This is a genomic window from Actinacidiphila acidipaludis (assembly GCF_019890725.1).
GTDB lineage: Bacteria > Actinomycetota > Actinomycetes > Streptomycetales > Streptomycetaceae > Actinacidiphila > Actinacidiphila acidipaludis.
Window position 1 is genome coordinate 1 of sequence record NZ_JAINZZ010000110.1, and the last position, 9,732, is coordinate 9,732.

The 9,732-nt window shown below is 74.3% G+C and carries 2 protein-coding genes; both read right to left on the bottom strand.

Annotated features, from left to right (window positions below):
• Positions 1 to 200: 200 nt before the first annotated feature.
• Entirely contained in the window at positions 201 to 3,536 is a 3,336-nt protein-coding gene (locus K7862_RS36575; protein ID WP_222970031.1) for a right-handed parallel beta-helix repeat-containing protein, read from the bottom strand.
• Between the two features lie 151 nt (positions 3,537 to 3,687).
• Positions 3,688 to 9,714: a toxin glutamine deamidase domain-containing protein gene (locus K7862_RS36580; RefSeq protein WP_222970033.1), complete on the bottom strand. Its 6,027-nt coding sequence runs from the start codon at positions 9,712 to 9,714 to the stop codon at positions 3,688 to 3,690.
• Positions 9,715 to 9,732: the final 18 nt, after the last annotated feature.

Genomic DNA, 9,732 nt, shown 5'->3' on the forward strand with positions numbered 1-9,732 from the left:
CGAGGACCAGCTCGAGGAAGCTCAGCGCATCAACGCCGAGCTGCGCCGTGACAAGGCCAAGGCCGCCGACCCGCCGCCGGAACAGCCTTCCTGACCGCGTCCGCTACTCCTGTTCTGAGCTGAGTCTCCTATGTCCGAATGATCGCCGAAGGTGACCACTTGGGCTCGCAACATGCCGCAGTCCCGCCCGGCCCGGGCGGTCAGTGGGCGGGTTCGTCGGCGTAGGGGAGGTCCTGGGGGAGCAGCAGGGTCAGCGCCTCCAGATCGGGGGTGGCGGCCGAGCCCAGGCGGCCGGCCTGGCGGGTCATCATCGTCTCCACCAGCTGCCGGGCCAGGCGCGCGTTGCCGAAGGAGCGGGTCCGGGGTACGGCGTCCAGGTGCGTGCGCAGCGCCTCCACCGTCTGCGGAGCGCACCGGTAACCCGCGCCCGAGGCCATCTCCTGCACGATCTCCAGGAGTTCCACCGTGGTGTAGTCCTCGAACCGCACCTGCCGCGAGAACCTGCTGGCCAGCCCGGGGTTGGAGGCCAGGAAGCGGGCCATCTCCTCGGTGTAGCCGGCGGCGATGACGACCACCTCGTCGCGGTGGTCCTCCATCAGCTTCAGCAGGGTGTCGACGGCCTCCCGGCCGAAGTCCTGCGGCGCGTTCTCCGGCGTGAGCGTGTACGCCTCGTCGATGAACAGCACACCGCCCAGGGCCCGTTCGAAGGCCTCCGTGGTGAGCTGTGCGGTGTGGCCGATGTACCGGCCGACGAGGTCGGCGCGAGCCACCTCCACGAGCTGGCCGCGCGCCAGCACCCCGAAGGACCGCAGCAGGTCGGCGTACAGCCGGGCCACGGTCGTCTTGCCGGTGCCCGGGGGGCCGGAGAAGACCAGGTGGTGGCTGACCTTCGGGGCGGGCAGCCCCACCGCCTGCCGCTGCCGGGCCGTGGTGAGCAGGTCCAGGATGCCGCCGACCTCCCGCTTGACCGCGCCCAGGCCGATCATGCCGCGCAGCCGCGCCAGCACGTCGGAGTCGCCCGGTTCGCTCCGGCCCCCGGCCCGGACCTCGGCCGCCTCCTCCTCGCCGACGTCCTCCGGCAGGATCTCCAGCAGATCGCTCTCCCCGGCCTCCGGCATCGACGCCAGCCGGAACGACTGCCGGTCCACCATCTCCTCGAACACCCGCCGCGCGGCACGGCCGTTGCCGAACGTCGCGTCCCGCTTCATCCGCGAGAAGCGCAGCCCCAGCGCCTGGAGCGCCAGCGGGTCCAGCAGGTACCGGTGGGCCGCGCACATGCTCTCGGTGATGGTGACCAGCTCCTCCACCGAGTAGTTGGCGAACTCGATGGTGCGGGTGAAGCGGGACGCCAGGCCGGGATTGGCGGCGAGGAAGGCCGTCATCTCCTTGGAGTAGCCGGCGACGATGACGACCACCTCGTCGCGGTGGTCCTCCATCAACTTCACCAGGGTGTCGATCGCCTCCTGGCCGAAGTTCGCGCCCGAGCCCTTCCCGTCCGACAGCAGGGTGTACGCCTCGTCGATGAACAGCACGCCGCCCAGCGCCCGTTCGAAGACCTCCGTGGTCTTGATCGCGGTGCCGCCGATCACCTGGGCGACCAGGTCCGAGCGGGACACCTCCGTGATGTGCCCCGACCGCAGCAGGCCCAGCTCGGCCAGGATGCCGCCGTACAACCGGGCCACCGTCGTCTTGCCGGTGCCGGGCGGGCCGGCGAAGATCAGATGGCGGCTCATCGGCGGTGCGGGTATGCCGAGTTGAGCCCGACGCTGGGCCAACCGTCCGAGGTTGACGAGGGTGTTCACCTGGTGCTTGACACCGGCCAGGCCCACCAGCGCGTCGAGTTCCGCGAACGGCCCGGTCGGCGGCTGCGGTTCGCTCTCGGCGCCGGCCGTCTGCTGCCCGTCCGCCGCGGAGCCGTCGAGGGTGGCCGGTTCCGCGCCGGGCCAGGCGTCGGGGGCCTGGTTGCCGGTGCTGGTCAACTCGGTGACCGACAGTCGCGGGCCGGGCCGGCCGGCCCGCAGCCCGGCGCCCCTGCTGCCGCGGACCGTGCACGAGGTCACCGTCACCTGCTCGGCGCTGTCCACCCGGATGCCGTCGCCGCCGCTGTCCACCACCTCGCAGCCGCTGAGCGCGCTGCGGCCACCCGCCGCGATGAGCACACCGTGCGAGGCCGCGCCGGTGCACCGCACCCGCACCAGCGAGATCTCCCCGCCGTCGTCCACACTGACCCCGCAGCCGCTCGCCCCGGCGACCTCGCAGTCCCGCAAGGAGCCCAGGCCGCGCGCGCCCACCGACACCCCGGCCGAACCGGCGCCGCGGACCACCGTGTTGCCGATGTGCGGGTTGCCGTGGCCCTCGATGCGCACCCCGTGGCCGACCGCATCCTCGACCACGCACTCCTCCAGCCGGCCCCGGCCGTCCTCGGCGACCAGCACCCCCGGACCCTTGGCCGCCACCACCCGGGCGCGCCGCAGCAGCGGGTTCGCCCCGGACCTGATGGCGATCCCGACGCCTCCCGCGCCCTCGACGGTCAACCGGTCGAACTCGGCCGCGGACTCCTCCGCCAGCAGCACGCCGATGCCCTCCGGGTCCGCGACCCGGGCGCCGGTGAGCACCGGCGCGCTGGACTCCGCCACGTGCACCGCAGGTCCTTTCGCCGCGGTGAACGCACACCCGTCGTAGGTACCCCGTGACCGGCCCGCCACCGCCAGCCCCGAACCCCCGGTGCGCGCGGTGGAGCACCGGACCAGGTACGGGTCGCAGCCACCGGCCACCACCACGCCGTGCCCGTACGTGTCGCTGATCCGCACCTCCTCCAACGTGGTGCGGGCCGACGTGGCCAGGTACGCGCCGACCGATGCGGAGTGCACGTCGGTACGCGACACCGTCAGCGTGGTCGACCCCTCCAGCGCCAGTGCCGGCTTGTCGGTCGAGGAGATCTCGCAGTCCTCCATGGATCCGCGCGAACTCCCGTTGGCCAAGAGCCCGTTGCCGCGCGCGTCACGCAGCGTGCAGCCGCGCACCGCGGCCCGGCCCTGCTCGCTGATCACGATCGCCGAGGTGCCCAGGTGCTCCAGCACGCAGTCTTCGACGACGCTGCCGGTGGTGCCGGTCTCCACCACGCCGGCGCCGATCGGGTTGGTCACCCGGCAGCGGCGCATGGCCAGCGAGCCGGTGCCGCGGCTGAGCAGTGCCGTCCAGCCGGTGCCGGTGATCTCGCAGCCGTCGAGCGCGACCTGGCCGCGCGCCGCGTCCACCACCGGCAGGTCGCCCTCGCCGCCGCGCAGCGTCAGGTCGGTCAGCAGCACCGCGTCCGCGGCGAGCGTGACCGCTGTGCCCCGGACGGGCTCGATCCGCACGCTGCCGCGCGGCCCGTCGGCGACGATCGTCACCCGGGTGCGGACCGTGAGCGCCTCGGCGTAGACGCCCGGCCGCAGGCTGACCACGGCCCCCGAGCGGGCGCGGGCGAGCGCGTCGCCGATCGTCCGGAACTCGCCTGAGCCGTCCTGGGCGACGGTCAGAATCTGGCGTGCCACGGCCGATCCTCCTCCTCATGTCCCGTTGCCGGGTGGTGTGTTGCTGCGCTGTGGCGCCGGTCCGCCCTGCTGGTCCGCGGCCGGTCCGGCGCCGGTGCCGTTCCTGCCGCCGGGCCCGTCGCCGTCGCCGTGCTGATCTGCACGATACGGGTCACCGACCGGCTTCCGGAGTCGTGATCACGTCCTGGTCCTCCCCGGTCAGGATGGCGAGCACCTGATCGGACACCGAGGACGGCTCCGGGCCCTGTCCGCCGAATGGCTCCGGGCCCGGTCCTGGAACCGGCTCCGCACCAGGCCCCACGGCCGGTTCGGGGCCTGACCCGGCAGCCGGTTCCGGCACCGTCTCGGCCGAGGCGCGCACCGGCCCGCCGAACAGCGCCCGTTCCCCGGGTCCCCGGCCGCCCGTGGCCGAGGGGCCGCGCCCCGGCGGCGGCGTGAGGTCGATGCGCAACGGCGGTCCGGGCGGGGGCGCGTCCTCGTCCGCGGTGCCGGGCAGCGGGTCCACCGTGACGTCTCCGGCGGCGGTGCGCAGGACGAGCGGGCGGCCCAAGGCCGACGCGATCACGCGCGCCGCCAGCGCCCCGGCGGGGGAGTCCGGCCGGGCCCCCGACGCCATGGCGTGGAACAGCGGCTCCACCTCGCCTCCGGCGGCCGCCAGCCGCTCCGCGAGCGTTCCCAGGTTGCCGATGTCCAGCGCCCAGTCGACGGCCCGCTCGCGCACCTGCGTGGCGGACGGCGCGTCCAGTGTCCCGGCCAGCGTCCGCGCCACGTGCCCGTAGAGGCTGCCGGCGGCCGGGGCGGCCTGCGGCGGGCCGAACCTCAGCAGGGCGAGGTGGCGTCCCAGGCGGATCTCGGGGGTGGAAAGGGCCAGGGCCTGGGCGCCGTAGACGCGGTGCTCCTCGGCGATGCCGGCCCGGATGCCGCTGAACGGGCCGTCGAGCGGCGCGGACACCGCGTGCGAGGCCACGTTGACCCTCTTGCCCCCGAGGATCTCCGCGCTCTTCTTCGGCAGTTGGGTGGTGGCCGGTCCCAGGTCGCCGCCGTGTGGGCGCAGGAACTCCTCGGACTGGAACGTGCCGGCGTCGCCCGGCCGGTACGCCGATCGATAGGGACCGAGCTTCACGCCCTTCTTGGCGCCGCGGGGGTTGCTGCCGAGGTCGTTGTTGAAGTAGCGGCCGATGTGGTTGGCCAGGCCCTGCTGCGGCAGCTTGTTCTTGGTGAGGAGGTCGTGGGCGAGGCGGGAGACGTCGGTGACGGTGGCGCCTTCGCGGTAGTCGGTGACGAAGGCGAGGCCGCGTTCGGGCAGCCGGCCGTTCTCGGCGTCGCCGCGCGCCTGCTGGACGATCTCCTCACGGCTCTGCGGCAGATGTGCGGGACCGCTTCCCGGTGCGCGGGTGGCGGGGACGTCCACCGTGTCGGGGAGGTCCTGGAGTTGCGGCTGGTAACGCCGCCCGAGCTCCCAGGCGTTGAGGCGGTTGAGGTCCTGGGCGAGACGCGCGAACTCGGCCTGCCCCTCGCCGAAACGCAGCCGTGGCCCCTGAGCGGTGTCCAGCAGGGTCGCGGGCCCGTCGATGAAGAGGTTGGGCTCGGGCGCGTAGGGGAGCAGCGGGTGGATGAGGGCCTGCTGCTCGCGGTCGGCCATGTCGGCCTGGATGGCCCGGTCCAACCGGTCCAGGAACTCCGCGCGTTGCTCCGGGTCGGACCACTGCTCCGGGACGCCGGGCCGGGACGGCCCAGGGGCGTCGTCGGTGTCCATGGCGTCGTCGCCGTACGCGACCATGTCCTCGTCGCCGTCCTGCGCGGGGCGGGTGAAGCGGGCATCGATCCGCTGGACGAGGTCGCCCATGTCCGGTGCGTCCGGCACCCGGTAGCCGCCGGCCATCATCAACGGCCGCAGGGGACGCGGCGAGTCGCTCATCTCGTCGTCGTCGGTGGCGGAGCCGTGCGCCGAGCCGGCGTCGGAGCCGTCGCCCTGGCCCGCCAGCAGTCCGGCGAAGTGGTCGAACACGTGGTCGCCGGAGGGCACCAGCCGGGAGGAGTCGTCGAAGTCCTGCACGGAGACGTACGGGTGGCGGTCCCGGCCCATGAACCAGGACACCAGCGCACGCGTGTGCGGGCTGTGCAGCACGTCGTTGCGCATCCGGCCGTACGGGAACGAACCGCGGAACGTCGAGCCGACCAGCGCCACGGGCGCCGGGAACCCCTCGATGACCGGTCTGGCGGCGGCCATCGCCTCGCGCAGCGCCGCCACCTCGTCCTCAGGCGCGTTGACGCCGATGACGAATGCCACGTCGGAGTGTCCGTACCCGCGCAGTCCGGCGGTCATCCGCTGGAGCACGGCGGGCAGGTCGCCCAGGTTCCGGTGGCCGACGACCGCGTTCACGACGAACGCGAGGTCGCGGTCGCCGCCCACGCTGCGGGAGACGAAGTCGAGGTAGCCGTCCTCCGTGAGCGGCTGGGCCGGGCCGCCCGGGACGGCCCGGTGGAAGGCCGGGTTGGCGACCGTCGGAACGTCGGGGCGCAGGGCACCGGTGACGGTGGGCCCCGGCCGGCCGATCCCGTGGTGGGCGGCAGGGGGCGTGTCGTGGTGCGAGACGGCAGCCGTCGTGTCGTGGCGCGGAGCGGGAACGCCCGGGGCGTCGGGCTGCGGCTCGGGGCTGCCGGGGCGGGAGTCCTGGACCGGGGAGTCCGCGGGAAGGGCGTCCAGGTCCATGGGAGTGGCCGGGCGGGTCTCGTGGGCGATCGGGCTGCCAGGGCGCAGGGGGCTGCCCGGACGTGAATCCAGGTCCATGGGGCTGCCTGGACGCGAGGTCAGGTCGATGCGGCTGCCCGGGCGGGGTTCCGGGGCCGCGGGGCCGGCGGCGGGTGACGGGGGCGGCGTCGGCCCGTCCTCGCCGGAGGCCATCTCGACGTCCTCGTCGGGAAGGTGGTGCGCCGCGGCGCCGTCGGACGGCTCGACGGCATGGGCTCCGTTGACCGCGGACGGGCCGGTGCCGGCGGGGCTGCCATCGGCGGGCAGGTCCCGGGGGCGGAGGCCGGGCGCCTGGACGTCCTGCGGGACGGGCGAGGGCTCGCGTGTCGGTGGGGCGTCGGCCATCTGCACGTCGCCGCCCGGGCTCAGCGGACTCGCGCCCTCGGCGGGGCCATCGGAGACGGTGACCGGGCCGGGGAGGAGTTGGTTGTCGGGGCCGAGCGCGATCGCGTGGATGGCATCGGTGGGGGCGATGCCGGACGGCGTGGTGGACCACGCCGCTGACTGGGGGTCGATGTACAGGATCTCGCCGTTCCAGTTCACGACGTTGACGGCGTGCCCGTCGCTGCCCTGGCTGGTGCGGACCAGGGCGGCGGAGCCGTGGCCGGCCCGCACCAGCCGGTCGGCGACGCCCGCCAGAGCCACCGTCCCGTATCCCATAGGCTCCATCAGCCCGTTGGCCCACTCCTGGAGGCGGTGCACACCGCTGTACGGGGAGTCAGGCTCGCCCGCGGGGACGGTGCGGCTGCCGGCGACCTGTGGGCTGCCGTGCCAGGTGGCGTGGAAGGCCATGGAGGCGTCCACGCAGTTCACGCCCCGGCCCGGGTCGTGGCCGGGACCGGCGGCGTTGATCCGGGGCAGGTAGGCCCGCGGATCGGCGAAGGGCAGCGGCTCACCGGCGGCGTCCCGGGGGACGGCGGCGAGCAGCGCGGCGTGCTCCTCCGGAGTGGCCGGCAGGTAGGCGCCGTCCAGCGAGAAGGCCCGCACCGGGGCGAAGCCGGGAACCGGGTCCGGTAGCGCGCCGCGGGCGGCGTCCTCCGAGCCCAGGACGCCCGTGCGGTAGACCCGTCGCTGCCGCTTGGCCGGCGGCTCGTCGCGCTCGGCCTGGTGGGACGCCCCGCCCTCCTCCTCGTGCGGCCGGAGCCCGGCCGGAGGCCGCTCGTCGACCGCGGGCTCCGGATCCTCGGCCCGCCGCTTGCCGCCGCCTGTGCCGCCGGTCGTGGTCACCTGGGCGTGGCCCGGCGGGCGGGTGAGGTCGACGTGCAGCGGCGGTCCGGGCGGCGGCGCGTCCACCGCGCGGAGGCCGGTGGGCAGCGGGTCGGCGGTGACGTCGCCCGTCGGGGTGTGCAGGACCAGCGGCCGGTCGAGCGCCGAGGCGATCGCCCTGGCGGCGGTGAGCTGGGGCGGGGTCAGGGCGGTGAAGCCGTTCCGGCTGCTGCCCGTGGCCATGGCGTGGAAGAGCGACTCGACGTCGCCGCCGTGCGCCGCCTGGTCGGCGAGAGCCCGCAGGTTGCCCGTGTCCAGCGCCCACTGCAACGTCCGGGATCGCACGTCGCCCGCTGAGGGGCCGCCGTTCGCCGCGCGGCCGCCGCCGGCCGGGGAGAGCGCCGAGGCCACCTGCCCGTACAGGCTCCGGGCCGGCGGCGCGCCTGCCGCCGGGTCGAACTGCACCATCGCCAGCCTGCGTCCCAGGCGGATCTCGGGGGTGGACAGGGCCAGGGCCTGGGCGCCGTAGACGCGGTGCTCGTCCGCGATGCCGGCCCGGATGCCGCTGAACGGGCCGTCGAGCGGCGCCGACAGCGCCTGCGTCATGACGTTGACCTTCTTGCCGCCCAGGACGTCGGCTTTCTTCTTGGGCAGTTCGGTGGTGGCGGCTCCGACCTCCGGGCCGTGCGGGCGCAGGAACTCCTCGGCGGTGTAGGTGTTCTGATCGCCGGGCCGGTAGGTCCTGCGGTAGTCGGACAGCTTCAGGCCCTTCTTGGCGCCGCGGGGGTTGCTGCCGAGGTCGTTGTTGAAGTAGCGGCCGAGGTGGTTGGCCAGACCCTCCTGGGCCAGCTTCCCCTTGGTGAGGAGGTCGTGGGCGAGGCGGGAGACGTCGGTGACGGTGGCCCCTTCGCGGTAGTCGGTGACGAAGGCGAGGCCGCGTTCGGGCAGCCGGCCGTTCTCGGCGTCGCCGCGTGCCTGCTGGACGATCTCCTCCTGGCTCCGCGGGAGGTGTCCGGACGCGCCGGGGACGCGGGTGGTGGGGACGTCCACGGTGTGCGGAAGGCCCTGGAGCTGAGGTTCGTAGCGCCGGCCGAGCTCCCAGGCGTTGAGGCGGTTGAGGTCCTGCGCGAGACGGGTGAACTCGGCCTGGCCCTCGCCGAATCGCAGCCGGGGACCCTGAGCGGTGTCGAGGAGCGTGGCGGGGCCGTCGACGAAGAGGTTGGGCTCGGGCGCGTAGGGGAGCAGCGGGTGGATGAGGGCCTGCTGCTCGCGGTCGGCCATGTCGGCCTGGATGGCCCGGTCCAACCGGTCCAGGAAGTCGGCGCGTTGCTCCGGGTCGGACCACTGTTCCGGGACGCCGTGCCGGGACGGGCCGGGGACGTCGTCTGTGTCCATGACGTCGTCGGTGCCGGGTCCGGGCTGGGTGAAGCGGGCGTCGATCCGCTGGACGAGGTCGCCCATGTCCGGTGCGTCCGGCACCCGGTAGCCGCCCGCGACCATCAACGGCCTGATCGGCCGAGGAGACGTGTCCATCTCCTCGTCACCGGAGTCGGAGCCGTGCACCGAGCCGGCGTCGGAGCCGTCGCCCTGGTCCGCCAGCAGTCCGGCGACGTGGTCGAACACGTGGGCGCCGGAGGGGACCCGCCGGGAGGAGTCGTCGAAGTCCTGCACGGACACGTACGGATGGTCGCCGTTGCGCATGAACGCCTTGACCAGGCCGCGGGTCTGCGGGCTGTGCAGGACGTCGTTGCGCATCTGCCCGTACGGGAACGCGCCGCGGAACGTCGCGGGCACGAGGGCCACGGGGACGTGCAGTCCGTCGACGACGGGCTGCGCGGCGGCCAGCGCCTGCCGCAGCTCCGCCACCTCACCCTCCGGCGCGTTGACGCCGACGACGAACGCCACCTTGCCGTGGAAGCCCTGGAGGCCCTCGGTGACCCGGTTCAGCACCGTGCCCAGGGAGTCCAGCCCGCGGTACCCCACCATCATGTTGACGACGAACGCCAGCCCGCGGTCGGAGCCGACGCTGTGCGAGACGAAGCCGAGGTAGTCCTGCTCGGAGATCGGCGAGGCGTCGCGGTCCTCGGGGTGAACGGCCTGCTGGAACGCGGAGTTGACCGCCGACGGGACGTCCGTCCGCCGCGCACCCGTGGTGCTCGGTGCCGGCGCGGGATGGTGCGGCACCGGCGCGGGAGCTTCCTGGGCGGACCGCGAGGGCATCGGGGTGTGCTCGATCGG

Bases quoted from the DNA above. Each gene is read 5' to 3' on its own strand.
- K7862_RS36580 (WP_222970033.1), bottom strand. From the start codon at position 9,714: ATGCCCTCGCGGTCCGCCCAGGAAGCTCCCGCGCCGGTGCCGCACCAT.